The organism is Ewingella sp. AOP9-I1-14 (assembly GCF_052375995.1).
Classification (GTDB): domain Bacteria; phylum Pseudomonadota; class Gammaproteobacteria; order Enterobacterales; family Enterobacteriaceae; genus Ewingella; species Ewingella allii.
Genome location: NZ_JBQSVA010000001.1, coordinates 974,238 through 999,760, shown reverse-complemented (window position 1 = coordinate 999,760; position 25,523 = coordinate 974,238). Strand labels below are relative to the sequence as shown.

Genomic DNA, 25,523 nt, shown 5'->3' with positions numbered 1-25,523 from the left:
CCCTCCCGACCACTCGACTTCTCCGGTATTAATGAGCTATCAGGTTCTGGCCCGTAAGTGGCGCCCTCAAACTTTCGCCGACGTCGTCGGACAGGAACATGTGCTGACCGCGCTGGCCAACGGCCTGTCGCTCGGACGCATCCATCACGCTTATCTGTTTTCCGGCACCCGCGGTGTGGGGAAGACCACCATTGCGCGCCTGTTAGCGAAAGGGCTGAACTGTGAAACCGGTATTACTTCTACGCCGTGCGGCGTGTGTGATAACTGCCGTGAAATCGAACAGGGCCGTTTTGTTGATCTGATTGAAATCGACGCCGCGTCCCGTACCAAAGTAGAAGATACCCGCGAACTGCTGGACAACGTGCAATATGCGCCAGCGCGCGGTCGCTTCAAAGTTTACCTGATTGACGAAGTCCACATGCTCTCGCGTCACAGCTTCAATGCGCTGTTGAAAACGCTGGAAGAGCCGCCTTCGCACGTCAAATTCTTGCTGGCTACTACTGATCCACAGAAGTTGCCGGTGACAATTCTCTCCCGCTGCCTGCAGTTTCACCTGAAGGCGCTGGATGTCGAACAAATTCGCAAGCAGCTCGACGTGGTGCTGACCGCCGAGCAGATCAGCAGCGAGCCGCGCGCTCTGCAACTGCTGGCTCGCGCGGCCGACGGCAGTATGCGCGACGGCCTGAGCCTGACCGACCAAGCTATCGCCATGGGGCAGGGCGCAGTAACCACCGAAACCGTGTCGCAGATGCTGGGGACGCTGGATGACGAGCAGCCGCTAGCCGTGCTTGAAGCCCTGGTGAGCGCCGACGGCGCGCAGATGATGGCGCAGGTGGAGCATGCTGCTTCTCGCGGCGTTGACTGGGAAAACCTGCTGGTGGAAACGCTGGCGTTGCTGCATCGCATCGCTATGGTACAGCTGTTACCCACGGTGCTCGACAACCATTACGCCGCCATTGAGCAACGCCTGCGCGAGCTGGCGCGGGTTATCCCGCCTGCCGATGTGCAGCTTTATTACCAAACGTTGCTGATTGGCCGCAAAGAACTGGCCTACGCGCCGGACAAGCGCATGGGCGTCGAGATGACCCTGCTGCGCGCCTTGGCTTTCCACCCAAAAGTGGTGATTGCTGAACCTGTAGTCCAGCCGTCGGTAGCCCCAGCAGCCACTGTGCCAGCGCCTTCTGCTGCGCCAGAAGCCCAGCCGCAAAGCAGAACTTCTCAGCAAGAAACACCGCCGCCGCAAGGCGCGCCGCAGCCAGGTATCTCAGATACCACGGCGCAACTGTTACAGGCCCGAACACAACTACTCAGGCAGCAGGGGAATACCACCCCAAAAAAAGCTGAGCCGGCAGCGCCAGGAAAAGCGCGGCCGGCAAACTCAGCCCTGGAGCGTTTAGCTTCGGTGACTGAGCGTGTGCAAACGCAGGCCAGCGCCAGAAAAGAGAAAGAACCTGAGCAGCCCGTAAAAGAAGAAGCTTATCGCTGGAAAGCCCTGAACGAGCCGGAAGAGGCACCCGAGCCGGTGGCGACGCCCAAGGCGCTGCGCACCGCGCTGGAGCATGAGAAGTCGCCGGAAATGGCCGCGCGTCTGGCGGTCGAAGCCACTGAGCGCGACGGCTGGGCGGCTGAAATCAACCAGATGGTGATGCCAAAACTGGTTCAGCAACTGGCCCTGAACGCGTGGTGTGAAAAGGTTGAAGCCGGGAAAATCACCCTGCATCTGCGCTCTTCGCAGCGCCACTTGAATTCCCCTTCGGCACAAAAAGTGCTGACGGAAGCACTATCGACACTCCATCAGACGCCGGTTGAACTCACCGTGCTAGAAGATGATAATCTGGCGGTCAAAACGCCTCTGGAGTGGCGACAAGCCATATATGAAGAGAAGCTGGCGCAGGCGCGCCAGTCGATTATTGCGGATAACAATATTCAAACTCTGCGCCGTTTCTTCGACGCCGAGCTTGATGAAGAGAGTATTCGCCCTGTTTAAACGCCGCAAATCCCCGCGGCCCGACGCAAAGAGAGATGATTATGTTTGGAAAAGGCGGCATTGGTAACCTGATGAAACAGGCCCAGCAAATGCAGGAAAAAATGCAGCAGGTACAGGCAGAAATCGCCCAGTTAGAAGTGACCGGCGAATCTGGCGCGGGCATGGTTAAAGTCACCATTAACGGCGCGCACAACTGCCGTCGTGTGGAAATCGACCCAAGCCTGCTGGAAGACGACAAAGACATGCTGGAAGACCTGATCGCGGCGGCTTTCAACGACGCGGCGCGTCGCATTGAAGAAACTCAGAAAGAGAAAATGGCTTCTGTATCCGGCGGCATGCAATTGCCACCAGGCTTTAAGATGCCATTCTGATGCAAACCAGCCCACTCCTTGAATCACTAATGGAGGCGTTGCGCTGCCTGCCGGGCGTTGGCCCGAAATCGGCGCAGCGCATGGCATTCCAACTGTTGCAGCGCGATCGCAGCGGTGGAATGCGGCTGGCGCAGTCGTTAACGCGTGCGATGTCTGAAATCGGCCACTGCGCTGATTGCCGCACTTTCACCGAGCAGGATATCTGCACCATTTGCGCCAACCCACGGCGCAAAGAAAACGGTCAGATTTGCGTGGTAGAAAGCCCGGCTGACATCCATGCTATAGAACAAACCGGTCAGTTCTCCGGTCGCTATTTTGTCCTGATGGGGCATCTGTCTCCGATGGACGGCATTGGCCCGGATGACATCGGTTTAGATCGTTTAGAGCATCGTCTGGAAAGCGAAAGCATGAAAGAGGTGATTCTGGCGACCAACCCGACGGTCGAAGGTGAGGCGACGGCGAACTACATCGCCGAAATGTGCGGCCAGTACGGCGTGCTGGCGAGCCGCATCGCGCACGGCGTACCGATGGGCGGTGAGCTGGAGATGGTAGATGGCACCACGCTGTCGCACTCTCTGGCTGGGCGCGCACCTTTCAAATTCTGATCTGGTAATTCCCGCCACGCGTGCGATTTCACGCGTGGCGGTTCAGTTTTAAGCCAAACTCTCTCTTTTCCCTTGAATTATCCTCCTGATAACCCCATCTACTCCTCAGCGTTTTATTTTGGCCAATGTGCCGCCTGTAAGGCTGGGCTTGCCAGCATAATGACAATTCAAATAGCGTAACTGAGGTAATTTGATGAGTATGAAAGGACAAGAAACCCGCGGCTTCCAGTCTGAAGTTAAGCAGCTGCTGCATCTGATGATCCACTCCTTATATTCCAACAAAGAGATTTTCCTGCGTGAGCTGATCTCCAACGCCTCAGATGCCGCCGACAAACTGCGTTTCCGCGCGCTCTCCAAGCCTGAACTCTATGAGGGTGATGGCGAACTGCACGTGCGTCTGGCGTTCGATAAAGAAAAACGTACCCTGACCCTGAGCGACAACGGCATCGGGATGACCCGTGACGAAGTGATCGACAACCTCGGCACTATCGCTAAATCAGGTACTAAAGCCTTCCTGCAATCCGTCGGTTCCGAGCAGGCGAAAGACAGCCAGCTGATCGGCCAGTTCGGCGTAGGCTTCTACTCCGCGTTTATCGTGGCGGACAAAGTGACCGTGCGCACCCGCGCTGCTGGCGCGAGCAAAGATGAGGGCGTGTTCTGGGAATCTGCTGGTGAAGGCGAGTACACCCTGGCGGATATAGAGAAAGCCGATCGCGGCACCGAAATCACTCTGCACCTGCGCGAAGATCAGGATGAGTTCCTCGACGATTGGCGCGTGCGCTCGATTATCAGCAAATATTCCGACCACATCGCCTTGCCGGTTGAAGTTGAAACCCGCAATGAAGAAGATGACACCGTCACCTGGGAGCAAATCAACAAGGCGCAGGCCCTGTGGACCCGCGGTAAATCGGAAGTCACTGACGAAGAGTACACCGAATTCTACAAACACATCTCCCATGACTTCAGCGATCCGCTGAGCTGGAGCCACAACCGTGTTGAAGGTAAGCAGGAGTACACCAGCCTGCTGTATATCCCTTCACAAGCCCCTTGGGATATGTGGAACCGCGACCACAAGCACGGCCTGAAGCTGTACGTGCAGCGCGTGTTCATCATGGACGAAGCCGAGCAGTTCATGCCGAACTACCTGCGTTTCGTGCGTGGTCTGATAGATTCCAACGACCTGCCGTTGAACGTCTCGCGTGAAATCCTGCAAGACAGCCGCATCACCCAGAACCTGCGCAGCGCGCTGACCAAACGCGTATTGCAGATGCTGGAGAAACTGGCGAAAGACGACAACGAGAAGTACCTGCAATTCTGGCAACAGTTCGGTCTGGTGCTGAAAGAAGGCCCGGCAGAAGATGGCGCGAACAAAGAAGCCATTGCCAAACTGCTGCGATTCGCCAGTACCCGCAACGACAGCTCCAGCCAGACTCTCTCTCTGGAAGAGTACGTTGCCAAGATGGTGGAAGGTCAGGACAAAATTTACTACATCACCGCCGACAGCTATGCCGCCGCGAAGAGCAGCCCGCACCTTGAGCTGTTCCGCAAGAAAGGCATCGAAGTTCTGCTGCTGTCCGATCGTATCGACGAGTGGATGATGAGCTATCTGACTGAGTTTGATGGCAAAGTCTTCCAATCCGTGAGCAAGGCCGACGACACGTTGGACAAGCTGGCTGACGAAGAGAGCGAAGAGCAGAAAGAAGCTGAGAAGGCGCTGGAGCCGTTCGTTGAGCGCGTGAAAACCCTGCTGGGCGACCGTGTGAAAGAAGTGCGTCTGACCCACCGTCTGACTGATACGCCAGCGATTGTCACTACCGGCGCTGATGAAATGACTACCCAGATGGCGAAGCTGTTCGCCGCTGCCGGTCAGGAAGCGCCAGAAGTGAAATACATCTTCGAGCTGAACCCAGACCACGCGCTGGTGAAACGTGCTTCCGACGTGGCCGATGACGCGCAGTTTAGCGAGTGGGTTGAACTGCTGCTGGATCAGGCGCTGTTTGCCGAGCGCGGCACGCTGGAAGATCCAAACCTGTTTATCCGCCGTATGAACCAACTGCTGCAAGCATAAGGTTCAGATGCTCATAAAAAGCCCTGTCATCGCGACGGGGCTTTTTTTTTGCTCTTAAATGCAGGAAAACGGCTTAGCCTCCGCTGGCTTCTTCCAGCAACCAGCCGCGAAATGCAGTGATCTCCGGCTCATGGCTGCGATCGCTTTTCACCAGCATATAGGTGGCGCGATCCACCTCGGCGAAGCCCAGCGGCGCGATCACCGTGCCATCCTGTAGCTCCTTCTTCACCAGAATCTGCGGCGTCATGATGATCCCCAGCCCGTTTTTTGCCGCCTGAATCGCCAGCGTCAGGTTGTCGAAATGCTTGCCCGCAATAAAATCGCCTTTGGCATTGGTTTTCTTAGCCCACTCCTGCCAGGCATTAATTTTGGTGTCGGCGTGCAGCAATGGCAGGGTGGAGAAGTCCGTCTGATAAGTAAATCGGTGGCGGAAATTCGGCGAACAGACCGGGCCGATATAATCGACGGTGATCAGCGTTGATTCAATATCGCTGGTCAGCTGGTTCTCATTACTCTTAATTAGAATATCTGTCCGCTGTTCATGGACTTGCTGAACATCGGTATGCGTTTGGAAAGTCAGGACAATATTTTCATGACGTTCCGAAAAGCGGCTAATCCGCGGAATAAGCCACTGGGCTAAAAAACTTGGCGCGCAGGAGATAATTAAATTATTTTCCTGCCGGGCTTTAATTTCACGGCAGGTATTTTCTATTTCGACAAATACCTGATCGCAGCATTTTTTTAATTTCTCACCGTCGCGGGTTAAATAGACCCGGCCCGCCGCGCGTTTAAATAACGGCGTGCCCAGCCAGCCCTCTAAATTCTTAATTTGATGACTCACCGCGCTGTGAGTCACGTTCAGCGATTCCGCCGCCAGACTGAAGCTTTCAAAGGTCGCAGCCTGCTTGAAATAGTGCAGGGCGCGCAGGGAAGGCAGGTTTGCCATATCAACACCTTGTTAGAAAAACTCAACTCAACTGTCTGTTTATATCATTTTCTTGTGCCGAAAAAACCCATTAGTCTCAACCTCGTTCCGAAGCACATCTCTCTAACAGGCGCTGTAATTCTACTGAAGATAATTCAGTAAGTGCGCCAGTCTGCGCCTTGCGCGCTGGTTAAGTCTGTATAAAAAATAAGGATGACTATGAACAACTCACTTTCTGGTACAACGACTTCCACAGCAAATACGACTCCACGAACGCAGTTAGTTATGTTCACAGGTGGCCGCGATAGCACGCTGGCCGCATGTTATTTAATGTTACAGGGTATCCCTGTGCATCTTTACTCTGCCAACAGCGGTTGCTCCCTGCACCGCGGCATTCTCGCCCACCGTGTGGAAGAGTTGCGTAATCGCTTTGGCGATTTAGTGGTCGAACACACCGTCGAGGATATCAGCGGGACTTTCCGCTCCATCGCCATTGAAAATATCGAAAGCGATATTTTGCGTCATCGTAAAAATCTGGTGTTACTCGGCGAGAAATTAGCGATTCACGCTCACTTGGTGGATTTCTGCCGCCGCAACGATATTAGCGTGATTAACGACGGTATTACCCACTACCAGCAAGAATTCCCCGAGCAGCGCCTGGTTGCCAAAGAGTTCTTGGTCAACCTGATGAATGAATACGACATTCAATACCACTCGCCAATTTATGAATTCGCTCAATCTTCTGACGACGTGAAATATCGCCTGCTGCAATTAGGTATTTCCACTAAATCGCTGGAAGGGGTGAGTATTTTCGGTGACAGCTTCTCGACGCCGAATGACGAAACCATTCTGGCTTATCTGAATGAGAAAACGCCGCTAGCGCGCAACATCATTAAATTCCTCTCCGGTGAAACCCTGAGTCTGGGGTTAAAAACGGCGACTCACGCTGCGGCGTAATGAAGGATAACCCGATGAAAACTATCGTCAAATGTTCGGCAGTGATCATCCGTGACCGCGCGTTATTACTAACGCGCAAGCGCGGAACTGACATCTTTATCTCTCCCGGCGGTAAGCCGCTGACCGGAGAAGACCACATCAGCTGTTTGCGTCGTGAGTTAAAAGAAGAACTTAACGTTGATACGGCCAAAATCACGCCGCTGGGCTTATTCCACGGCGTGGCGGAGTTCGAAAAAGTGGCGATTGAAAATCATGTTTATCAGGTGGAAGTGGTGGGGCAGCCCGTCGCCAGCGCGGAGATCGCTGAAATCGCCTGGGTGAATTACCGCAAGCCGCCTTGCGAAGTGGGAGTGGGATCCGTGTTTCGCGACAACGTCCTGCCGTTACTGTACCAGCGTGAGTTGATCGACTGATGGACCCTTCATCTCTCTCTCCCGCCTTGCAGCAACAGCACGGTGATCACTATTACAGGGAAGTAAACCGGCTGCGGGAAGTGCTGCGCGACAAGCTGACGACGGTCTATCGTCTTGGCGATTATGACATTTTTCTAGTGCAGTCGGTGCGTGTGGGCTTAGCCATGCTCTCCCACTTGCTGCATAAACATAATATGTCGCTGAATCTGGCCGCCCATCGCCACTATCAGCCGATTGAACTGCTGTTCTCCAAACCCGCGCCGATTGACGCGCCGGGGCAAAACAGCGGCGTCAACATGGTCACGCACGTTAACCCTTATACCGGGGCCATTAACGATCTTGATGGTTTGAATCATAAAACCGTGGTCGACGGTTCGCATAGTTTCGCCACCGGTCTGCATGATGAGTTGGTGAATAACAGCTCGATTTTCCTCGCGCCGCTGCATAAACACGCGTCGGTGGCCGTGGGTCTGACGCTGATTGCCGTGCGCCCTGAGCACTACAGCTGTTTGTTCCGCAGCGAGCTGCGCCTGTACGAAGGATCAACCGTCTCTCAGCGGCCATTGCAGGAGGCCATTGCCGCGATGGAGGCCACGGATTGGCAGCCTTACAACGTGGCCAGCGTCGAGAAAATCGACCTGCCGCTGGCTAACGGTCTACGCCTGACCTCGCTCAGCGCGTCTGGCCTGCCTTTCGCCTGCTTCCCCGTGGCGACGCTGTCTGAAGACCAGCTGCGTAAGGTCAAACAGATCAATGGCAGCTATTTCGAGCACACCCAAACTTTGCGTATTTCCCGCTGGGCGCGGGGCAATCGCTTTCAGCAAGTGGATAGCACTGGCAGTGTTATCGACGATTTAGCCCGACTTTGGAGTCAAAAATGAGTAAATCTACCCCAGTTAACGGCAACCTGATCGGTATTCTCGGCGGCATAATTCTGAGTACCGATTCCGTGTTTATCCGACTCATGAGTATCGATAACTCATGGATGATTGTGATGCTGCGCGGCCTGTTTATGTGGGGGCTGGTGGTGCTGGTTTACCTGCTGTGGCCGAAGAGCCGCTCGGTGCTCGGCGTGCCGTGGATCACCCGTCAAAACGCGTTGTCGACGCTGTTTTTCTGTATTGCGTCGGCCTGCTTCGTTAATGCGTTAAATCGCGGCAGCATCGCCACCGTGCTGGTGATCATCTCCTCGACGCCGTTTGTTTCCGCGATCATTTCGCGCCTGTTCTTTGGCACCAAAATTGATAAATCTCTGCTGATGGCCGCCATCGCGGGCATGCTCGGCGTAGCTATCGTGATGACCGGCCGCGCGACGGGCTATGACCCGCTGGCCAACTACTTCGCGCTGGCGACGGCAGTGTCTATGGCGCTAGCCTTTATCTTTGCTTCAAAAGTGGAAAACGGCACCGTGGGCTTGCCTTCAATCGGCGGCGTGCTGGCCTCGGTTTGCGTGGTGGGCTTCACCGGCGGTGGCGTGCTGCACGCTGTTCCGCTGCTCAGCGGTTCGCAGTGGCTGTGGCTGTTCGTAGAAGGCGCGGTGATTATGCCGCTGGCGATGGGGCTGATTTCTCTCTCCACGCGCTTTGTTTCTCCGGTTAACGCCGGACTATTTTTACTGCTCGAAACCGCCCTCGCGCCGCTGTGGATTTTCCTGTTTCTTAATGAGGCGCCAACGCTGCAAGCCGTTGTTGGTGGGTGCATTATTGTGCTGGCCGTTATCTCCCAGACCTTGCGAATTAAACGCCAGGAGGCGCTGGCTTAACCTTGATTGCGCGCAGCCTGTTCCTTGAGGAAGGGCGAGCAGAATGATATGGTTGGTCGTTTTGTACGTTTTAATAAAAATTACATGCAAGGGGATTTACGCAATGCGTATCATTCTGCTGGGCGCTCCGGGCGCTGGTAAAGGAACTCAAGCGCAATTCATCATGGAGAAATATGGCATTCCGCAGATTTCTACCGGTGACATGTTGCGCGCAGCTGTTAAAGCTGGAAGTGAGCTCGGCAAGAAAGCAAAAGAAATCATGGATGCCGGTAAACTGGTGACCGACGAATTAGTGATTGCACTGGTTAAAGAACGCATTCAGCAGGAAGACTGCCGCAATGGTTTCTTGCTCGACGGCTTCCCACGCACCATCCCTCAGGCTGATGCCATGAAAGACGCTGGGATCAAAGTGGACTACGTGCTGGAATTCGACGTACCTGACGAACTGATCGTTGATCGCATCGTAGGTCGCCGCGTTCATCCAGGCTCAGGCCGCGTTTATCACATCAAATTCAATCCGCCAAAAGTGGAAAACAAAGATGATGTGACCGGCGAAGAGTTGATCACCCGTAAGGACGATCAGGAAGAAACCGTGCGTAAGCGCCTGGTTGAATATCACGATCTGACCGAGCCATTGGTGTCTTACTACAGCAAAGAAGCTGAAGCGGGCAACACTCAATACGTTCGTATCGACGGTACTCAGAAAGTGGACGAAGTGCGCCAAGAGCTGGCTTCTATCCTCGGTTAATGTCGTTGTCGTAAATAATAGAAATAACAAAAGCGACTCCGGTCGCTTTTGTTATTTCTGTTTCCCGCACTTTTATTCATCAAATGAATGGTATTGATTACTTCTGCCATTAGCTGTTATCGGTTCCGCTCCCCGTCTTTTTGGTTACAATGTGCAAAGTTAAGTCGAAGCCCGCATTTTTGGCTTCCAGTCACCCAGGCTCAAGAGCCGTAATAATTTAGGAAATTCAGCATGATGCAGACGAAATTCGGTGTGTTACTGGTCAATCTCGGTACGCCCGAAGCACCAACGCCGCAGGCCGTAAAAAAGTATCTGGCTGAGTTTTTAGGTGATCCACGGGTTGTTGATACTAATCGTTTGATTTGGCTGCCGATCCTTTACGGCGTAATTTTGCCGCTGCGATCTCCGCGCGTCTCCAAACTGTATAAGGGCGTGTGGATGGAAGAGGGTTCGCCGCTGATGGTGTTTAGCCGCCGCCAGCAAAAAGCGCTGGCCGAGCGCCTGCCGGGCACTCCGGTTGAACTGGCGATGAGCTACGGCAAGCCAAGCATGGAAGATGCCATCGACAAACTGCTGGAGCAGGGCGTCACCAAAATGGTCGTACTGCCGCTGTATCCGCAATATTCCTGCTCCACCAGCGCCGCGGTGTTTGACGGCGTAGCGCGCGTGTTAAAAGAGAAGCGCCGCCTGCCGTCACTGAGCTTTATTCGCGACTACGCCGAGCATCCGGCCTATATCTCCGCGCTGAAAACCACCGTTTTGCGCTCCTTCGCCGAGCACGGCGAACCAGATCGCCTGATGCTCTCCTTCCACGGTATTCCGAAGCGCTTTGTGGCCTTGGGCGACGATTATGAACAGCGTTGCCGCGACACCACTCAGGCGCTGACTCAGGCACTGGGCCTGCCGACGGGAAAAATCTTGCTGACCTTCCAGTCGCGCTTTGGCCGTGAACCATGGCTGACGCCTTATACCGACGAGACGCTGAAAGGCTTGCCGGCGCAGGGCGTGAAGAACATTCAGATCATGTGTCCAGGCTTTGCGGCAGACTGTCTGGAGACGCTGGAAGAGATTAAAGAAGAGAACCGTGAGATCTTTATGCACGCAGGCGGCGAGCAATTCCATTATATTGACGCCCTTAACGATCAGCCTGAGCATATCGATCTGCTTCAGCAGTTAGTGACTCAACATTTTTAACGTTTTTTGATCCACAGAGAGCATCAATGAAATTTCCTGGTAAACGTAAGTCTAAACACTATTTCCCTGTCAGCGCGCGCGATCCTTTACTGCGTGATTCAATGTTGCAGAGCATGATGCCTGACAGCGAAGTAGGGGCTTCTTATATCGTCGGTATCGATCAGACGATGGTAGATATTGAAGCGCGTGTAGACGAAGACTTCGTTACCCGTTATGGCCTGAAGGCCGGCGAGTCCAGCGTTATCGACGATGCGACCGCCGAGGCGTTGTATCAGGAGTTAATGAGTCAGGCGCTGATCACCCATCAGTTTGCCGGTGGCACCATCGGCAACACTTTGCACAACTACTCGGTGCTGGCCGATGACCGCTCAGTTCTGCTCGGCGTGATGTGCAGCCACGTGCAGATTGGCAGCTACGCCTATCGCTACCTGTGCAACACCTCGAGCCGCGTGGATCTGAACTACCTGCAAGGTGTGGATGGCGCCATTGGCCGCTGCTTTACCCTGATCAGCGACAGCGGCGAGCGTACCTTTGCGATTAGCCCTGGGCATATGAACAATTTGCGTCAGGAAAGCGTGCCGGAGGACGTGATTGCCGGGGCTTCGGCGCTGGTGCTGACTTCCTACCTGCTGCGCAGTAGCGAAGGCGAACCTATGCCAGAAGCCACGATGCAGGCTATCGCTTATGCGAAGAAGTATCAGGTGCCAGTGGTACTGACTCTGGGTACCCAGTTTGTGATTGCTGAGAACCCGCAGGCGTGGCGCGACTTCATCGCTGAAAATGTCTCTATTTTGGCGATGAACGAAGATGAAGGTTTTGCGCTAACGGGCTTGAAAGACCCGCTGATGGCGGCCGATAAGGCGCTGGAGTGGGTTGATCTGGTGCTCTGCACCGCCGGTCCGAACGGCCTGTTTATGGCCAGCTACACCGAAGAAGAGTACAAACGCGCGACGAATCACCCGCTGCTGCCGGGGGCGATTGCCGAGTTCAACCAGTATGAATTCAGCCGCGCCATGCGCCGCGACAGCTGCCAGAACCCGCTGAAAATTTACTCCCACATCGCGCCATACATGGGCGGGCCGGAGAAGATCATGAACACCAACGGTGCTGGAGACGGCGCGCTGTCTGCCCTGCTGCACGACATCGCCGCCAACGGCTTCCACCGCACCAGCGTGCCAAACTCCAGCAAGCACGCCCGCGACTATCTGACCTACTCCTCACTGTCTCAGGTCTGTAAATACGCCAACCGCGTAAGCTATCAGGTCCTCAACCAGCACTCCCCGCGCCTGACGCGTGGCCTGCCGGAGCGCGAAGATAGCCTCGAGGAGTCGTATTGGGAACGTTGATGCTAAGGCGTCAATAAGCAGAAAAAAAACGCGGCGCTCGCCGCGTTTTTGCATTTAAACCTTAAGCGTTACGTCCCGCCATCACGCCGCCGTCGATGTCCCAGATGGCGCCGGTAACCCACGTCGTTTTATCAGACAGCAAGAAAGCCACGGTGTCGGCGATATCGCGCGGCGTACCGACGCGGCCGATTGGGTGGAAGCTGTCGAAGCTGTTCATCACGCCGCCCACGTCCTCTTTAGGAATAAAGCCTTCATAGATCGGCGTGTGAACCACGGCTGGCGAAACGGCATTCACGCGGATGCCGCTCTGACCCAGCTCCAGTGCCAGATTTTTGGTCAGGGCGTGCAGGCCCGCTTTTGCCATGGAATAGGCCGAGGATGGCGTCGCGCCGATGGCCTGCTGCGCCCACATGGAGCCGATGTTCACAATTGAGCCTTTGATGCCCGCTGCCACCATGTTTCTTGCCACGTCGCGAGTGATGAAGAAGGTCGCACGGTTGATGTTCATATACATGTCATAGTCGGCTTCTTCGTTTTCGACGAAGGCTTTCGGGAAGAACACGCCAGCGGCGTTGACTAACAGGCTGATATCGCGATGGTCGCGGTTAATTTCCGCCATCACGTGCTTCATACCGGCTTCTTTCATTAGATCGGCGACGATAATGGATACCGGACCAAGGGATGACAGGGCTTGGCGCGCTTCTTCTGCTTTGGCCTGACGATTGCCCACCAGCACCACGCTGCCGCCGTTTTCTAACACAATGCGCGCCGTTTCCAGACCCATGCCGCTGGTGCCGCCGACGACTAATAGTTTTTTACCTGCAAATGATGCTGACATATTGACCTCGAATTCTTATTTATCAATCAGTTATTAACAAGGCATCTGTCAGATTCAGCTGCCCGGCGATGAACCCAGATTGCCACGGGGCGAGCAGGCTGACGAATCAGAAGATATTGCCTGATGACAAAGAAAATCTATGTCGTTAGCCGTTTTCTGGGCTAGGATGAAGGCATAACTAATCAGCAGGTGATTTTGCGATGCGCTCCTTAAATAGACTTAAATGGCTACACGCCTTTGAAGCGGCGGCCCGACACGGCAGCTTTACCGGGGCGGCGGAAGAGCTGGGCGTGACGCCCGCGGCGGTTGGGCAGCTGGTGCGTTCGCTCGAGGAGTGGGTAGGGCATCCGCTGCTGACTCGTACGCGTTCTGGCAAAAAGCGGCTGATGGTAGTAGCTGAGGCGCAAGACGCGCTGAAAGAGATCACCGACGGGTTGGATAAGCTCGAAAGCGGCCTGAAGAAGTTGCGCGGACGCCGCGCGCGCTCGGTGATTGTGGTTACCGCGTCGCAGGTGCTGGTGATGAACTGGCTGATGTCGCGCCTGAACCTGTTTGCCGAACACCATGAGGATATCGACCTACGCCTCGACGTCTCGGATAAGCATATCGATTTGGCTCACGGCGAGGCGGATATCGGCATTCGCTGCGGGCCGGGCAACTGGCCGGGGCTGCACGCGACCTGGATCATGGATGAAGAGGCAGTGGTGGTGTGCAGCCCGCTGATTTTAAAAGCTGGGCAAGAAGCCGACTGCGATTGGCTGAATAAACAGAAGCTTATCTACGATGACACCCCGCATCCCGGCGCCAATATGCCGTCGTGGAGCGGTGTGCTGGACACCATCGGCTATGGCCATGTGAGCCAGAATAGCCTGCATATCAACTCTACCTCGGCGGTGATTCTGGCGGCGCTCGGCGGGCGTGGCGTGGCTATCGTGCGCCGCGCGCTGGTGCAGCAATCCATTGATAGCGGCCAGCTGATTCAGCTCTACCCATCATTTAAATGGCCACTGACGTGGTCCTATTACATGGTGCGGTCTGAGCATGCGCTGAGTCGCCCCGAAGTGCAGATTTTCCATGACTGGATGCTGGAATATCAGCACTCACTAAGCTCAAACACCCCCGCCTAACTCTCTCTTCAGAAAATAGCCAAGCCACGGCTGGCTATCCTCTGCTTTCAGCTTTTTCAGCAAGATAGTTTTTCTTTGCCATAAGGCAAGTTTATCTCATTTGTTTAACACTCTTAACATTTCAATAATGCCTGCGACGAAAGGGACGTGATGGGTCACGTCGCCTGATTGAAGAAGAGATTTTCTATGTTGCTGAACTGGAATGAACATCGCGATGAACTGCTGGGGAAAGTGAATGAGTTCGCCAAGCTGACGCCGGAATTTATGCGCGGGCTGGTCAAGATGGATGCGGGCGCTTCCGCGACTGGCCATTTGGACCCGAAAATCCATGAGCTGATTGCGCTGGCGGTGGCGGTGACCACCCGCTGCGACGGCTGTATCTCCGTTCACGTTAAAGCTGCCGCCAAACACGGCGCGACGCGCGAAGAGATTGCCGAAGCGCTGGCCGTGGCGATCTCCCTCAATACCGGCGCGGCGCTGACCTACACCGCCCACGTGCTGGACGCCTTCGACTCATTGCCAAAAGCATAATTTTTTCCGGCGCTTAGCCGCGCCGGTCTGCTCTCTTATCGGAAACGCATCATGTTAGTCAATCACGACCTCTCCCTGCGCGCGCTGGTCACGGCGGATAAATATGAGTGGGTAAGCTCGCCGCAGTCCGGCGTTCACCGCGTCATGCTAGACCGCATTGGCGCAGAACAGGCGCGGGCCACCAGCATTGTTCGCTATGACGCGGGCTCAGATTTCCCCACACATTCGCACCCTGACGGCGAGGAGATTTTGGTGCTGGAAGGCGTGTTTTCCGAAGGGGAGCAGCACTATCCGGCGGGCTGGTATCTGCGTAATCCGCCGGGCTCTTCCCATCAGCCTTCCAGCAAATTGGGCGCGACGATTTTCGTCAAACTGCGGCAGATGGCCGCCGAGGAAACCCAGCGAGTGCGCATCAATACCTTGGAAGCAAGCCGCTGGCAGCAACGGCAGGGCCGTGAAATTTGCCCGCTGTACCAGAGTGCGCATGAGCTGGTGAGGCTGGAAAGCCTCGCCGCCGGAGAGCCGATTTTTGCCAGTGAGCCGGTGGCCGGGGCCGAGCTGTTGGTGCTGGGCGGAGAGATAACAGAGGGCGCTAGCGCCTATTCCACGGGCAGTTGGCTGCGGCTTCCTGCTGGCACCTTTCCTGAATTAGTGTCCGGCAAGGCAGGGGCGCTGTTGTACATCAAAACCGGCCATTTGCCCGGGCAGAAAACATTGGCGGTGAAGCAATGAGACAGGTGCAAGTTGCCATTGTTGGCGGCGGCCTGAGCGGAATGTATGCCGCCGCGCTTTTGGAGCAGGCGGGCGTGGATTATCTGCTGATTGAAGGGCGCGATCAGGCCGGTGGGCGCATTCAGTCGCTGCACGCCGCAGATGAAACTCAGCGTTTTGATCTCGGCGCTACGTGGGTCTGGCCAGCCTTTCAGACCCAGTTGGCACAGCTTTTACAACAGCTTGATATTGAGCTTATCGCGCAAGAAGAGCAGGGCGACATGCTGCTGGATCGTGCGTTGCATCAGCCGATTTCGCGGCATCCTGGTTACGTTTCAACCCCGCGCTGCCAGCATCCGTCGCCCGAGAGTGGGCCAATACCGGCACTTGGATGGCGCCGCACGCCAAATACGTGGCAGTTTACTCCCGACCATTTTGGCGGCAGCAAGGGCTGTCAGGGGAAGCACGCAGCGCCGTCGGCCCTATGGCTGAGATTCACGATGCCTCGGCGTCAGAGCAGGCTGCGGCACTGTTCGGCTTTCTGGGAATACCGGCGAAAACGCGCTGGACCACCAGCGAAAGCAATCTAAAAGACCTCTGTCGCGCGCAGCTGGTCAGGCTGTTTGGCGAGCAGGCGGCGCATCCGGTTACTGAGTTTTTCAAAGACTGGGCCGACGATCCGCTGACCGCCACAGCGGGGGACCTGACGGCGAATCAGAGCCATTCGATTCCTGAGGCTTTTATCCGCGAGGGCGTCTGGCAGGGGAGATTAAAGGGCATCGCCAGCGAGTGGTCGGCGGCCTTTCCGGGTTATATCGCCGGGGCAATAGACGCCGCGACGCAGGGCTTCGCCGCATTCACGACTCAATCACACCAACCCACTCAGGGAGCACAGTATGAGATTGAAAAATAAACGCGTATTGATCACCGGTGGCACCAGCGGCATTGGCTTAGCTACGGCCAAATTAATGCTGCGCGAAGGGGCGCGGGTGGCGATCACCGGGCGCGATGCCGGGAAGTTGCAACAGATTAAACAGCAGCTGGTAGGGGATGTTCTGGCGATTCAGGCTGACGTGCTGGCGCCAGAGGATCTGCGCCGTATCCACGACCAAGTATCCGCTGAGTTTGGCGGGCTGGACGCGTTTTTTGCCAACGCCGGTGTGGCCTTCGGCTCGCCGCTGGCGAGTACCAGCGAGGCGCGTTACGACGAGCTGATGGATATCAACGTCAAGGGCGTGTTCTTTTCCATGCAGGCGATTTCGCCGCTGTTGCAGCCGGGCGCGTCGGTAATTCTCAACACCTCGTGGTTGAATCAGGTCGGCACGCCGGGCCTGTCTCTGCTTTCGGCCTCCAAAGCGGCGGTGCGCTCATTGGCGCGAACGTGGTCGGCGGAGCTGCTCGAGCGCAAAATCCGCGTCAACGCCGTCAGTCCGGGGGCGATGAATACGCCCATCCACGGGCGCAGCGGCGGCACAGAGGCTGAAGTTGACGCTGGCAAACAGCGCATTGCGGCGCGAATTCCCCTCGGGCATTTGGGGGAGGCCGAAGATATCGCCAACGCGGTGGTGTTCCTCGCCAGCGATGAATCTCGCTACATGCTGGGGGCTGAAGTGGTAGTCGACGGTGGCTTTTCGCAGCTTTAGCTCTTGATATGACTCAATAAGGCCAGCCCTCTTGCTGGCCTTATTTTTCAGCTCTCTTCGCCCCAGCGCGTGCTACTCTTTTGATTCATTTACTAGCAGCAAAGCGAGGAAAGCATGTCCCTGACCGCCACGGAAACTCCCACTCTTCACCTGCTCTGCGGTAAAATTGCCTCGGGCAAATCTACGCTGTCTGCCCGTCTTGCTGCCCGCCCGTTAACGGTGATTATTAGCGAAGACCAGTGGCTGGCGCGGCTTTACGCTGAGGAGATGCATAGCGTAGCCGACTACGTGCGCTGCTCGGCCAAGCTGCGAGAAGCCATGGCTCCGCACCTTATTGCCTTGCTGCAAGCCGGTATGTCAGTGGTGCTCGACTTCCCGGCCAATACGCTAGCAAACCGCCAATGGATGAAGGGGATTGTCGAGGCGTCCGGCGCTGACAACCAGCTGCACTATCTCGACGTTCCCGACGAGGTGTGCAAAGCCCGGCTCCGCGCCCGCAATCAGGCCGGTGAGCACGACTTCGCCGCCACCGACCAGCAGTTTGATTTCATCACCAGCCACTTTGTCCCGCCGACGGAAGACGAAGGGTTTCAGGTGGTGGTTTATCGCTGAGTGAAATAAAAAAGCCTCCCATATGGGAGGCTTTTTGCTAGTCGAAAAGGCGTTAAATCGGGCAGTAAGGCCGCTTTTCGTCTTCTTTCATTACGTCAACATGCAGCATATTCAGCATGCTGTTGGCGATTTCACGTTCACCCATCACCACTTCGTTTGCCCCGCGCTCCATGATGTAACGCACTTCGTCGTCATAGTGGGCGCGGGCGATGATCTCGATATTCGGGCGTTTGGTTCTTGCCGAGGCGACAATTTCACCGGCTTCGTAGCCATTGGGAATGGTCACCAGCAGCCAGCGGGCGCAGTCCAGACGGGCCAAATCCATCACTTCCTGATTGGCGGCGTTACCCAATACCGTGCTGATACCTTGCTCGCGCAGCGCTTCGACCCGTGGCCGGGAGTTCTCAATTACCACCAGTGGAATGCCCGCGGCCTGAAGCTTCTCGCCCAGCAGGCTACCCACGCGACCATAGCCCACCAGCAGGGCGTGGTTGCACAGGTCGAAGGGGATCTGCTTCTCGTCTTCGACGGCTTCTTCCACGCTCTGATCGTCGATGGTTTCGGTCTTCGCCAGATATTTTTCCAGCAACGTGAACAGCAGCGGGTTAAGCATAATCGACAGGATCGCGCCCGCCAGCACCAGATTGCGGCCATGCTCAGACAGCATGCCGAGCGTGATACCCAGACCGGCGAGGATAAAGGCGAACTCACCAATCTGCGCCAAACTGACAGAGATCGTCAGCGCGGTGCGCCGCGAGTGGCCGAAGGTTTTCACCAGCAGGAAGGCGGCGATCGATTTACCGAAGACGATAATGCCCAGCGTTGCCAGCACCGCCAGAGGCTCGCGGATGATGATCAGCGGGTCGAACAGCATGCCGACGGAGACAAAGAACAGCACCGCGAAGGCGTCGCGCAGCGGCAGGGTGTCGTGCGCCGCGCGTTGGCTCAGTTCAGACTCGTTTAGCACCATGCCCGCGAAGAACGCACCCAGCGCAAAGGAGACGTCGAACAGCTCCACCGCGCCATAAGCAATGCCCAGCGCCAGCGCCAGAACCGCCAGCGTAAACAGCTCACGCGAGCCGGTACTGGCGGTGCGGGCGAGGATCCACGGCACCAGGCGGCGGCCGACCACCATCATTAGCACCATAAAGGCGATCACTTTGCCGATGGTTATCGCCAGTTCCATACCCAGCGCGCCAAAGCTTGAATGCTCACTCTCCATCATGCTGCTAAAGGCGGGCAGTAAAACCAGCGTCAGCACCATTACTAAGTCTTCGACTATCAACCAGCCAATGGCGATTTGCCCGCGCTGGCTGTCAATCAGCTGCCTCTCTTCCAGCGCCCGCAGCAGCACCACGGTACTGGCTGTGGAAAGACAGAGGCCGAAGACCAGACCGGCAGCCAAGTCCCAGTCCAGCAGGCGTGACAGGCCGATACCCAGCAGCGTCGCGACCGCGATTTGCAGCACCGCGCCGGGGATAGCGATGGATTTTACTGCCAATAAGTCTTTGAGAGAGAAGTGTAAACCTACGCCGAACATCAGAAGGATGACGCCAATTTCCGCCAGCTCAGGAGCAAGAGAAGTATCGGCGACAAAGCCCGGAGTAAAAGGGCCAGCAAGCACGCCAGCGGCAAGATAGCCGACAAGAGGGGAAATTTTAAGGCGATTGGCGAGCATCCCGAACAGGAAGGCCAGTACCAAACCGCCGACGATGGTGGTTATCAAGGGCGTAGAGTTGTGCATCCATACTCCTTCTAGTTATGCGTCAGTGCAAAGTGTAAGAGAGTGTTAATGATTTTATGGCATATCGGCAGCCGATGTGTAAGAAAATGTGCCTTGAATGTCAAAAAATAACGATTTTGATGTAAATCAGGATGAAAGTGACATTTCACAGGGTTTTGGACAGCGATGTTTCAGTGGACAAGGTGAGTGTGCTGCCGATAACGGAGTATCGGCAGCAGAAAGGCAGAAGTTTAGGACTGCTTTTGTTCAATATTCGGTAAGAATGCGGTGAGAATCCCCAATAGTGGCAGGAAGGCGCAAATCTGATACACCAGTTCGATGCTGGTGCGGTCGGCAACGTAGCCTAGCACCGCAGCGCCAAGGCCGCCCATGCCGAAGGCCAAACCAAAGAACAGGCCAGAAACCATGCCGACTTTGCCCGGAATCAACTCCTGCGCAAACACCAAAATTGCCGAGAAGGCCGAAGCCAATACCACGCCGATGATCACGCTGAGAATGCTGGTCCACATCAGGTTGGCGTGGGGCAGCAGCAGGGTGAAAGGTGCGACGCCGAGGATCGAAGCCCAAATCACATATTTACGCCCAATCTTATCGCCAATCGGCCCGCCAATAATGGTGCCCGCCGCCACGGCAAACAGGAACACAAACAGGTGGATCTGCGCGTTTTGAATCGACACGCCAAACTTGTGAATCAAGTAGAAGGTGTAGTAGCTACTCAGGCTGGTCAGGTAGAAGTACTTGGAGAACACCAGCACCAGCAGAATACCCATCGACATCGCCACCGTGCGGCGCGGCAGCACGGTGATATTGCCCGCGACGGGGCCGCGCTTCTTGATGATCTGCTGCTGTTGGCGATACCACTTACTGATTTGCAGCAGTACCACGATACCCAGCAGGGCCGCCAGTGAGAACCAGGCCACATTGCCTTTGCCATAAGGGGCGATAATCAGTGCGGCCAGCAAAGGCCCCAGCGAGCTTCCCAAGTTGCCACCCACCTGGAAGACCGACTGCGCCAGACCGTGACGGCCACCGGACGCCATGCGTGCCACGCGAGAGGACTCCGGGTGGAACACCGAGGAGCCGGTGCCCACCAGCGCGGCGGCTAACAGCACCACTGGGAAGGTCTGCGCCACCGCCAACAGCAGCAGGCCGGAGAGGGTAAAGCCCATGCCAATCGGCAGCGAGTAAGGCTGCGGATGCTTGTCAGTGTAATAACCAATAATAGGTTGTAGCAGCGAGGCGGTTATCTGATAAGTCAGGGTTATCATGCCTATCTGCGTGAAGCTGAGGGAAAACTCGTTTTGCAGCAGGGGATAAATCGCCAAAATCAGCGACTGGATCATGTCATTGAGCAGGTGGGAAACGCTGATTGCGCCGAGTATCCCGAAGGCCGTGCGTTTGGCGGCGCTGGCTACGGGTTGGGTAGGGAGGTCGGTACGGTCGGTCATCTCTATCTAAGCCTTTATTCTTGTAGTAAGTAGCGGAAACAGTCAGTCAACTTTAGCGATGTCGGCAAATTTTCCGCGCAGCAGGGTACAAAGATCGCCCGCAGCCAGTTCAATATCAAGCCCGCGTTTACCTCCAGAGACAAAAATGGTGGCAAAGTTTTGCGCCGGGCTATCGATAACCGTGGGCAGCAGCTTTTTCTGCCCCAAAGGGCTAATGCCGCCGACCAGATATCCGGTCACGCGCTGGGCAATTTGCGGGTCAGCCATATCGGCCTTCTTCGCGCCGAGGGCTTTGGCGACTTTCTTGAGGTCTAACATTGAGGCGACTGGCGTGACGGCCACGGCCAAATTTTTTGCGTCACCGTTGAGTGAAACCAGCAGGGTTTTATAGACCTGATTAGCATCCAGCCCGAGTTTCTGCACGGCTTCGTCACCGAAGTGGGTCTCATCGCTGCTGTGTTCATAAGGGTGGAGAGTAAAAGCCACCTTATTTTTTTCCAATAATTTGACTGCTGGCGTCATAACCATCCCCGAGAAAAGATCCCAATAAAAAAAGTCACCGGGTCTATGAGGGTAAAAATGCCTCAGACGTTCACGATGACTTAATTAGCGGAAAAATAATAACTCTGCTCAATCTTTTGATTGTAAAGCATAAAGAGTATTTCTTGAACGAATGTTAAATATTAGTCTAGCGAATGTCTGTTGCCAAGACCCAATACAGATTGCTAACCTACTACTGCCAGTGTTCTGTCCCGCAAGAGACAAATGCTGAAGCTATAACTAATAAAATGAAATTCCTCTTTGACTGGCCAATAGCGATATTGGCCACTTTTTTGATCCTCTTTATCCTTTAAGCCAGCTCTGCGTTGGCTTCCTTCGCTCGCCCTAGACACTTACTTGTGTAAGCTCCCAGAGACTCGCTCAGTTGCCGCCTTGATCTGACTCGAATGATTTTGAGGATCTCGAGTTTTGTTCTTGTTCAGGCACAAACCCGACTCAGCGCCGATCCGCTGTCAGCATATCCGGCAGGTTGCCTTCGCCATACAGATGCAGCGCGCCGACGGCGACCACGTATTTACCGGGCGGCAGGGCGTTGAGTTGCTGCTTCCAGCGTAGGTTGCGTTGATTCATCAGCACGTCGTACAGGTCATTGCTGAAGGTGTTGGGCAGCGGCTCCATGCTTTGGCTGGGCTGGGATTCCAGCCACCAGCTGATCATGGTTTGCAGCAGCCGCGCGTTGGTGTGCCAGTGAGTCAGGGTGTCTTCCAGCAGCGAACGGCCGTCGTCCGGCAGTTGCTGAAGCAGGGTGAGCTGCTCCTGCGGGCCTTCCAGCTCGATGATTTTCTTCTGCTCGCGCCGTGCGGCTTTCAATAGCTGATAGTCAATGCCGTATTCGCCGCGCAGCCCAAGGCGCTGGGCCTGACCGGCTTGTAGCATCAGCGCGACCTGCCAGCAGGGCAGGTGATTCAGGCTATAGATAGATGTCCCCAACTCCTCGCAGAGTCTCTCCACCTGCAAATATTGCTGCTCAGTCAGCCTCTCGCTAAGTGGCGAGAGATCTTCCGCGATGCCGAAAGGCGATTCCGCCTCGCTGATGTCGGCTTCGACAATCAACGCATCGGCCTGCGACAGCCGTTTCAGCAAGATATCCGGCAGGGGCTGCATATTCATGGTGCCCATGTGGATGCTGCCCACCAGGTGCAAATGACGGTCGCCGGGAAGCTGGATATCCATCGCCGGATAGTGATATTCCGCGGGAGAAAGCAGACCGAGCCAGCGGGCAAGTTGGTAAAAGATATGGCCCATGTGGCGTTGTCTCCTTGCAAGGGTGAAGGGTCATGCTAGCGCGTCGCTGGCGTAGCGAACAGGGGGAAAGTCTTGATTTTCGGGGGGAAGGCGAATTAAAAGCATGAAAAGTCACGTTTATCGCCGCGGGCAGAGTTACCAGCGGCGATGGCGCAGGACGTTAAGCGACTGTCGCCTGATAGCCCGCTTCTTCGACAGCGTCGATCAGCTCTTGGGTTGGCGCAGAGCCTTCAACCACGGCTTTGTTCAACTCAACGTCCACTTTGGTGGTGCCTGACACGGCTTCCAGCGCTTTGCGCGTAGACGCCACGCAGTGTCCGCAGGTCAAACCTTCAAGGTGTAAAACGGTCGTCGTCATAGGGAGTTCCTCTGGATACTGTTGGTTGGCCTTTGTTCGATTCAGGGGTAGGATAAACCTTCCAGCAAGGTGAAGGTCAAGGGGGCAAAATGAATATCAGCGATGTGGCAAAGAAAACCGGTTTGACCAGCAAAGCGATTCGCTTCTACGAAGAGAAGGGGCTGGTGACGGCGCCGATGCGCAGTGATAACGGCTATCGTACTTACGCTCAAAAGCATATTGAGGAGCTTACGCTACTGCGTCAGGCGCGGCAGGTGGGTTTCACTCTGGATGAGTGTCAGGAGCTGGTGGCGCTGTTCCACAATCCCGACCGCCACAGTGCCGATGTGAAAGCGCGAACGCTTGAGAAAGCCGCAGAGATTGGTCGACATATTGAAGAGTTAACCGAGATGCGCCAGCGGCTGCTGGCGATGGCAGAGTCCTGTCCTGGCGATGAAGGAGCGGCGTGCCCAATCATCGACAATCTCTCTTCGCCCTTGGCACCGCAGCTGCGTTAGCCGCTTTCGGTCACCCGAATCACTGACTGATGTCAGCTCATCGGGATTCCCTCTTTTGCTGCCTTGCTGCAGCACCAATGGCTTTGAGAGAGCTTAGAGGCGGCTGTTGCTCGGCTCAACCCTCAGCGTAATGCCTTCGACCTTGGCACCGCAGCTGCGTTAGCCGCTTTCGGTCACCCGAATCACTGACTGATGTCAGCTCATCGGGATTCCCTCTTTTGCCGCCTTGCTGCAGCACCAATGGCTTTGAGAGAGCTTAGAGGCGGCTGTTGCTCGGCTCAACCTTCAGCGTAATGCCTTCGACTTGGGTGATGACCACGTCGTCGCCCACGCTGAGTTGCGCGGTGCTGGTGATGCGCCAAGTGCTGTCGCCAATGCGCACGCGACTGTAGCCATTGCTCATGGGTTCAAGCACGGTGGCATGCATGCCGACCAGCTGCTGGCCGCGCTGATTCAGTGAGCCATTCTGCCGGTCCGGCCTCTGGCGCGTGCTGAGCCACTTCCACCAAAGCCACGCGGCGACCATCGTCAGCACGGCAAAGCTGATACCCTGCCATTCCCACGACAGCGGCAGCAGCCACGTCAGTAACCCTACCAGCGCCGCCGCAATGCCACTCCACAGCAAATAACCGCTCGCACCGAGCAGTTCTGCTGCCAGCAACAGGCCGCCGAGTGACAGCCAAAACAGGTGCGGGCTTGCTATAAGCTGTTGCAGCATTATTTTCCGCCTTTGGTTTCTTTCAGCAGTTCCGCGATACCGCCGATGGAGCCCATCAGGCTGCTGGCGTCCAGCGGCATCATGATCACTTTACTGTTATTGGATGAGCCGATTTTGGTCAGCGCGTCGGTGTATTTCTGCGCCACGAAGTAGTTGATGGCCTGCACGCTGCCGGCGGCGATTGCTTCAGACACCATTTTGGTGGCCTGTGCTTCTGCTTCCGCCGCACGTTCGCGGGCTTCAGCTTGCAGGAAAGCTGACTGGCGCTCACCTTCGGCTTTCAGGATCTGTGACTGCTTTTCACCTTCGGCGCGCAAAATGGCTGACTGACGCACACCCTCAGCTTCAAGGATATCGGCGCGTTTGGTACGTTCGGCTTTCATCTGGGCGTTCATCGCCGAGATAAGCTCAGCCGGCGGGCGCACGTCGCGAATTTCGATACGGGTGATTTTTACGCCCCACGGGTTGGTGGCTTCGTCGACGATATGCAGCAAACGCGCGTTGATATTGTCGCGTTGTGACAGCATCTCGTCCAGTTCCATCGAGCCCAGCACGGTACGGAAGTTGGTCATGGTCAGGTTAACAATCGCCTGCTCAAGGTTGCTGACTTCATAGGCGGCGCGCGCCGGGTCAATCACCTGAATAAAGCAAACGGCGTCGATAGCCACATTGGCGTTATCGCGGGAGATCACTTCCTGAGAAGGAATATCCAGCACTTGTTCCATCATATTGATTTTGCGGCCGACGCGGTCAACGAAGGGCACGACCAGATTCAGGCCAGGCATCAGGGTTTTGGTATAACGGCCAAAACGTTCGACGGTCCACTGATAGCCTTGGGGAACAATTTTAACACCGGCGAAAACCACCAGTAGCGCGAGAACGACAATAATCGGGATAACGGTCAACATAGTTTGAACTCCTGTAATACCTTTGATATTTCAAGCTACGGAGGCGTGAGTTGCTTTCCTGCAACTGGAACTATTTGGGGTATGGCTGCGTGTCCTATTGTTTTCTGGAGATTTTCCAGAAAAAACAAATTCATGTGAGTAGAGCGCATATATTTTGCTCACTGGGGATTGTCGCACAAAACATTCAGAAGTCGTATTGATTCAGC

26 protein-coding genes, 2 pseudogenes and 1 other annotated feature are annotated in these 25,523 nt (G+C 55.6%); of the genes and pseudogenes, 19 read left to right on the top strand and 9 right to left on the bottom strand.

The genetic code is table 11. The annotated features are described in order from the left end of the window. The first annotated feature begins 31 nt into the window (after window positions 1–31). From dnaX to htpG, 4 genes are all read left to right on the top strand, one after another. Window positions 32–1,987 (top strand): DNA polymerase III subunit gamma/tau, encoded by a 1,956-nt coding sequence (gene dnaX / locus ACT3RT_RS04615; RefSeq protein WP_496202571.1) that lies wholly within the window; start codon window positions 32–34, stop codon window positions 1,985–1,987. Beyond that, window positions 1,314–1,378: a sequence feature (DnaX frameshifting element), on the top strand. Its footprint overlaps the gene before it by 65 nt. A 41-nt stretch (window positions 1,988–2,028) precedes the next feature. After that, entirely contained in the window at window positions 2,029–2,358 is a 330-nt protein-coding gene (locus ACT3RT_RS04610; RefSeq protein WP_353503041.1) for a YbaB/EbfC family nucleoid-associated protein, read from the top strand. After that, window positions 2,358–2,963, top strand: coding sequence for a recombination mediator RecR (gene recR, locus ACT3RT_RS04605; RefSeq protein ID WP_353503040.1), 606 nt, complete (start codon window positions 2,358–2,360; stop codon window positions 2,961–2,963). Before ACT3RT_RS04610 ends, recR begins: the two co-directional genes overlap by 1 nt. 199 nt (window positions 2,964–3,162) lie before the next feature. Then, window positions 3,163–5,031 (top strand): molecular chaperone HtpG, encoded by a 1,869-nt coding sequence (gene htpG, locus ACT3RT_RS04600; protein WP_353504014.1) that lies wholly within the window; start codon window positions 3,163–3,165, stop codon window positions 5,029–5,031. A gap of 73 nt (window positions 5,032–5,104) precedes the next feature. On the opposite strand, the gene ACT3RT_RS04595 is transcribed toward htpG, so the two are convergent. Next, window positions 5,105–5,977 (bottom strand): LysR substrate-binding domain-containing protein, encoded by an 873-nt coding sequence (locus ACT3RT_RS04595; protein WP_496202570.1) that lies wholly within the window; start codon window positions 5,975–5,977, stop codon window positions 5,105–5,107. Between the two features lie 264 nt (window positions 5,978–6,241). On the opposite strand from ACT3RT_RS04595, the gene ACT3RT_RS04590 reads away from it, so the two are divergent. The 7 genes from ACT3RT_RS04590 to ACT3RT_RS04560 all read left to right on the top strand — a co-directional run bounded on the left by ACT3RT_RS04590 (window position 6,242) and on the right by ACT3RT_RS04560 (window position 12,376). After that, the gene (locus ACT3RT_RS04590; RefSeq protein WP_396131091.1) at window positions 6,242–6,913 is read left to right on the top strand and encodes a hypothetical protein; all 672 of its coding nucleotides are present in this window, start codon (window positions 6,242–6,244) and stop codon (window positions 6,911–6,913) included. A gap of 14 nt (window positions 6,914–6,927) precedes the next feature. Beyond that, complete coding sequence (locus tag ACT3RT_RS04585; protein WP_100937457.1) at window positions 6,928–7,326, top strand: NUDIX hydrolase; 399 nt, start codon at window positions 6,928–6,930, stop codon at window positions 7,324–7,326. Continuing rightward, entirely contained in the window at window positions 7,326–8,207 is an 882-nt protein-coding gene (locus tag ACT3RT_RS04580; RefSeq protein WP_496202569.1) for a DUF6024 family protein, read from the top strand. Before ACT3RT_RS04585 ends, ACT3RT_RS04580 begins: the two co-directional genes overlap by 1 nt. Further along, the gene (locus tag ACT3RT_RS04575; RefSeq protein ID WP_486031297.1) at window positions 8,204–9,088 is read left to right on the top strand and encodes a DMT family transporter; all 885 of its coding nucleotides are present in this window, start codon (window positions 8,204–8,206) and stop codon (window positions 9,086–9,088) included. Before ACT3RT_RS04580 ends, ACT3RT_RS04575 begins: the two co-directional genes overlap by 4 nt. A 103-nt stretch (window positions 9,089–9,191) precedes the next feature. After that, entirely contained in the window at window positions 9,192–9,836 is a 645-nt protein-coding gene (gene adk / locus ACT3RT_RS04570) for an adenylate kinase (RefSeq protein WP_353503037.1), read from the top strand. A gap of 231 nt (window positions 9,837–10,067) precedes the next feature. Further along, the gene (gene hemH / locus ACT3RT_RS04565; protein ID WP_496202568.1) at window positions 10,068–11,030 is read left to right on the top strand and encodes a ferrochelatase; all 963 of its coding nucleotides are present in this window, start codon (window positions 10,068–10,070) and stop codon (window positions 11,028–11,030) included. Window positions 11,031–11,056: 26 nt separating this feature from the next. Further along, a complete protein-coding gene (locus ACT3RT_RS04560; protein ID WP_496200605.1) occupies window positions 11,057–12,376 on the top strand; it encodes an inosine/guanosine kinase in 1,320 nt (439 codons plus the stop codon). Window positions 12,377–12,437: 61 nt separating this feature from the next. Here ACT3RT_RS04560 and ACT3RT_RS04555 read toward each other — a convergent pair whose 3' ends face one another. Next, a complete protein-coding gene (locus ACT3RT_RS04555; protein WP_034792301.1) occupies window positions 12,438–13,214 on the bottom strand; it encodes an SDR family NAD(P)-dependent oxidoreductase in 777 nt (258 codons plus the stop codon). A gap of 200 nt (window positions 13,215–13,414) precedes the next feature. On the opposite strand from ACT3RT_RS04555, the gene ACT3RT_RS04550 reads away from it, so the two are divergent. The 7 genes and pseudogenes from ACT3RT_RS04550 (at window position 13,415) to ACT3RT_RS04520 (ending at window position 17,838) form a co-directional block, all read left to right on the top strand. Then, window positions 13,415–14,341 carry a LysR substrate-binding domain-containing protein gene (locus tag ACT3RT_RS04550; RefSeq protein WP_485903603.1) on the top strand — a complete coding sequence of 309 codons (927 nt, stop codon included), beginning with the start codon at window positions 13,415–13,417 and terminating at the stop codon, window positions 14,339–14,341. A gap of 186 nt (window positions 14,342–14,527) precedes the next feature. Next, a complete protein-coding gene (locus tag ACT3RT_RS04545) occupies window positions 14,528–14,872 on the top strand; it encodes a carboxymuconolactone decarboxylase family protein (protein ID WP_034792297.1) in 345 nt (114 codons plus the stop codon). A gap of 51 nt (window positions 14,873–14,923) precedes the next feature. Next, the gene (locus tag ACT3RT_RS04540) at window positions 14,924–15,604 is read left to right on the top strand and encodes a cupin domain-containing protein (protein WP_496200607.1); all 681 of its coding nucleotides are present in this window, start codon (window positions 14,924–14,926) and stop codon (window positions 15,602–15,604) included. After that, window positions 15,601–15,780, top strand: a pseudogene (locus tag ACT3RT_RS04535) (NAD(P)-binding protein); the annotation flags it as partial. The gene ACT3RT_RS04540 and the pseudogene ACT3RT_RS04535, both read left to right, overlap by 4 nt. Window positions 15,781–15,929: 149 nt before the next feature. Next, window positions 15,930–16,496: an FAD-dependent oxidoreductase gene (locus ACT3RT_RS04530; RefSeq protein WP_496202601.1), complete on the top strand. Its 567-nt coding sequence runs from the start codon at window positions 15,930–15,932 to the stop codon at window positions 16,494–16,496. Then, the gene (locus ACT3RT_RS04525; RefSeq protein ID WP_496202567.1) at window positions 16,480–17,226 is read left to right on the top strand and encodes an SDR family oxidoreductase; all 747 of its coding nucleotides are present in this window, start codon (window positions 16,480–16,482) and stop codon (window positions 17,224–17,226) included. The genes ACT3RT_RS04530 and ACT3RT_RS04525 overlap by 17 nt, the downstream gene beginning before the upstream one ends. A gap of 114 nt (window positions 17,227–17,340) precedes the next feature. Further along, the gene (locus ACT3RT_RS04520; RefSeq protein WP_485903610.1) at window positions 17,341–17,838 is read left to right on the top strand and encodes a P-loop nucleotide/nucleoside kinase family protein; all 498 of its coding nucleotides are present in this window, start codon (window positions 17,341–17,343) and stop codon (window positions 17,836–17,838) included. Between the two features lie 52 nt (window positions 17,839–17,890). Here ACT3RT_RS04520 and ybaL read toward each other — a convergent pair whose 3' ends face one another. The 5 genes and pseudogenes from ybaL to ACT3RT_RS04495 all read right to left on the bottom strand — a co-directional run. Further along, window positions 17,891–19,582 (bottom strand): YbaL family putative K(+) efflux transporter, encoded by a 1,692-nt coding sequence (gene ybaL, locus ACT3RT_RS04515; protein ID WP_353503027.1) that lies wholly within the window; start codon window positions 19,580–19,582, stop codon window positions 17,891–17,893. A 230-nt stretch (window positions 19,583–19,812) separates the two neighbouring features. Further along, the gene (locus ACT3RT_RS04510; RefSeq protein WP_353503026.1) at window positions 19,813–21,030 is read right to left on the bottom strand and encodes an MFS transporter; all 1,218 of its coding nucleotides are present in this window, start codon (window positions 21,028–21,030) and stop codon (window positions 19,813–19,815) included. Window positions 21,031–21,072: 42 nt separating this feature from the next. Further along, complete coding sequence (gene ybaK / locus ACT3RT_RS04505; RefSeq protein ID WP_486031286.1) at window positions 21,073–21,552, bottom strand: Cys-tRNA(Pro)/Cys-tRNA(Cys) deacylase YbaK; 480 nt, start codon at window positions 21,550–21,552, stop codon at window positions 21,073–21,075. A 474-nt stretch (window positions 21,553–22,026) separates the two neighbouring features. Then, entirely contained in the window at window positions 22,027–22,836 is an 810-nt protein-coding gene (locus ACT3RT_RS04500; RefSeq protein ID WP_396131076.1) for a TraB/GumN family protein, read from the bottom strand. A 169-nt stretch (window positions 22,837–23,005) separates the two neighbouring features. Beyond that, window positions 23,006–23,194, bottom strand: a pseudogene (locus tag ACT3RT_RS04495) (cation transporter); the annotation flags it as partial. Window positions 23,195–23,283: 89 nt separating this feature from the next. Here ACT3RT_RS04495 and cueR point away from each other — a divergent pair. Further along, window positions 23,284–23,691: a Cu(I)-responsive transcriptional regulator gene (gene cueR, locus ACT3RT_RS04490; RefSeq protein ID WP_100937446.1), complete on the top strand. Its 408-nt coding sequence runs from the start codon at window positions 23,284–23,286 to the stop codon at window positions 23,689–23,691. A gap of 256 nt (window positions 23,692–23,947) precedes the next feature. Here the strand turns inward: cueR and ACT3RT_RS04485 are convergent, their stop codons facing one another. Both ACT3RT_RS04485 and ACT3RT_RS04480 read right to left on the bottom strand, forming a co-directional pair. Further along, window positions 23,948–24,409 carry an NfeD family protein gene (locus tag ACT3RT_RS04485; protein WP_496200613.1) on the bottom strand — a complete coding sequence of 154 codons (462 nt, stop codon included), beginning with the start codon at window positions 24,407–24,409 and terminating at the stop codon, window positions 23,948–23,950. Beyond that, window positions 24,409–25,317, bottom strand: coding sequence for an SPFH domain-containing protein (locus ACT3RT_RS04480; RefSeq protein WP_396131072.1), 909 nt, complete (start codon window positions 25,315–25,317; stop codon window positions 24,409–24,411). Before ACT3RT_RS04480 ends, ACT3RT_RS04485 begins: the two co-directional genes overlap by 1 nt. Between the last annotated feature and the right edge of the window lie 206 nt (window positions 25,318–25,523).

Excerpts from the sequence above, each read along its gene's own strand:
- dnaX (WP_496202571.1), top strand. The coding sequence starts at position 32 with ATGAGCTATCAGGTTCTGGCCCGTAAGTGGCGCCCTCAAACTTTCGCC.
- ACT3RT_RS04610 (WP_353503041.1), top strand. The coding sequence starts at position 2,029 with ATGTTTGGAAAAGGCGGCATTGGTAACCTGATGAAACAGGCCCAGCAA.
- recR (WP_353503040.1), top strand. The coding sequence starts at position 2,358 with ATGCAAACCAGCCCACTCCTTGAATCACTAATGGAGGCGTTGCGCTGC.
- htpG (WP_353504014.1), top strand. The coding sequence starts at position 3,163 with ATGAAAGGACAAGAAACCCGCGGCTTCCAGTCTGAAGTTAAGCAGCTG.
- ACT3RT_RS04595 (WP_496202570.1), bottom strand. The coding sequence starts at position 5,977 with ATGGCAAACCTGCCTTCCCTGCGCGCCCTGCACTATTTCAAGCAGGCT.
- ACT3RT_RS04590 (WP_396131091.1), top strand. The coding sequence starts at position 6,242 with ATGTTCACAGGTGGCCGCGATAGCACGCTGGCCGCATGTTATTTAATG.
- ACT3RT_RS04585 (WP_100937457.1), top strand. The coding sequence starts at position 6,928 with ATGAAAACTATCGTCAAATGTTCGGCAGTGATCATCCGTGACCGCGCG.
- ACT3RT_RS04580 (WP_496202569.1), top strand. The coding sequence starts at position 7,326 with ATGGACCCTTCATCTCTCTCTCCCGCCTTGCAGCAACAGCACGGTGAT.
- ACT3RT_RS04575 (WP_486031297.1), top strand. The coding sequence starts at position 8,204 with ATGAGTAAATCTACCCCAGTTAACGGCAACCTGATCGGTATTCTCGGC.
- adk (WP_353503037.1), top strand. The coding sequence starts at position 9,192 with ATGCGTATCATTCTGCTGGGCGCTCCGGGCGCTGGTAAAGGAACTCAA.
- hemH (WP_496202568.1), top strand. The coding sequence starts at position 10,068 with ATGATGCAGACGAAATTCGGTGTGTTACTGGTCAATCTCGGTACGCCC.
- ACT3RT_RS04560 (WP_496200605.1), top strand. The coding sequence starts at position 11,057 with ATGAAATTTCCTGGTAAACGTAAGTCTAAACACTATTTCCCTGTCAGC.
- ACT3RT_RS04555 (WP_034792301.1), bottom strand. The coding sequence starts at position 13,214 with ATGTCAGCATCATTTGCAGGTAAAAAACTATTAGTCGTCGGCGGCACC.
- ACT3RT_RS04550 (WP_485903603.1), top strand. The coding sequence starts at position 13,415 with ATGCGCTCCTTAAATAGACTTAAATGGCTACACGCCTTTGAAGCGGCG.
- ACT3RT_RS04545 (WP_034792297.1), top strand. The coding sequence starts at position 14,528 with ATGTTGCTGAACTGGAATGAACATCGCGATGAACTGCTGGGGAAAGTG.
- ACT3RT_RS04540 (WP_496200607.1), top strand. The coding sequence starts at position 14,924 with ATGTTAGTCAATCACGACCTCTCCCTGCGCGCGCTGGTCACGGCGGAT.
- ACT3RT_RS04525 (WP_496202567.1), top strand. The coding sequence starts at position 16,480 with ATGAGATTGAAAAATAAACGCGTATTGATCACCGGTGGCACCAGCGGC.
- ACT3RT_RS04520 (WP_485903610.1), top strand. The coding sequence starts at position 17,341 with ATGTCCCTGACCGCCACGGAAACTCCCACTCTTCACCTGCTCTGCGGT.
- ybaL (WP_353503027.1), bottom strand. The coding sequence starts at position 19,582 with ATGCACAACTCTACGCCCTTGATAACCACCATCGTCGGCGGTTTGGTA.
- ACT3RT_RS04510 (WP_353503026.1), bottom strand. The coding sequence starts at position 21,030 with ATGACCGACCGTACCGACCTCCCTACCCAACCCGTAGCCAGCGCCGCC.
- ybaK (WP_486031286.1), bottom strand. The coding sequence starts at position 21,552 with ATGACGCCAGCAGTCAAATTATTGGAAAAAAATAAGGTGGCTTTTACT.
- ACT3RT_RS04500 (WP_396131076.1), bottom strand. The coding sequence starts at position 22,836 with ATGGGCCATATCTTTTACCAACTTGCCCGCTGGCTCGGTCTGCTTTCT.
- cueR (WP_100937446.1), top strand. The coding sequence starts at position 23,284 with ATGAATATCAGCGATGTGGCAAAGAAAACCGGTTTGACCAGCAAAGCG.
- ACT3RT_RS04485 (WP_496200613.1), bottom strand. The coding sequence starts at position 24,409 with ATGCTGCAACAGCTTATAGCAAGCCCGCACCTGTTTTGGCTGTCACTC.
- ACT3RT_RS04480 (WP_396131072.1), bottom strand. The coding sequence starts at position 25,317 with ATGTTGACCGTTATCCCGATTATTGTCGTTCTCGCGCTACTGGTGGTT.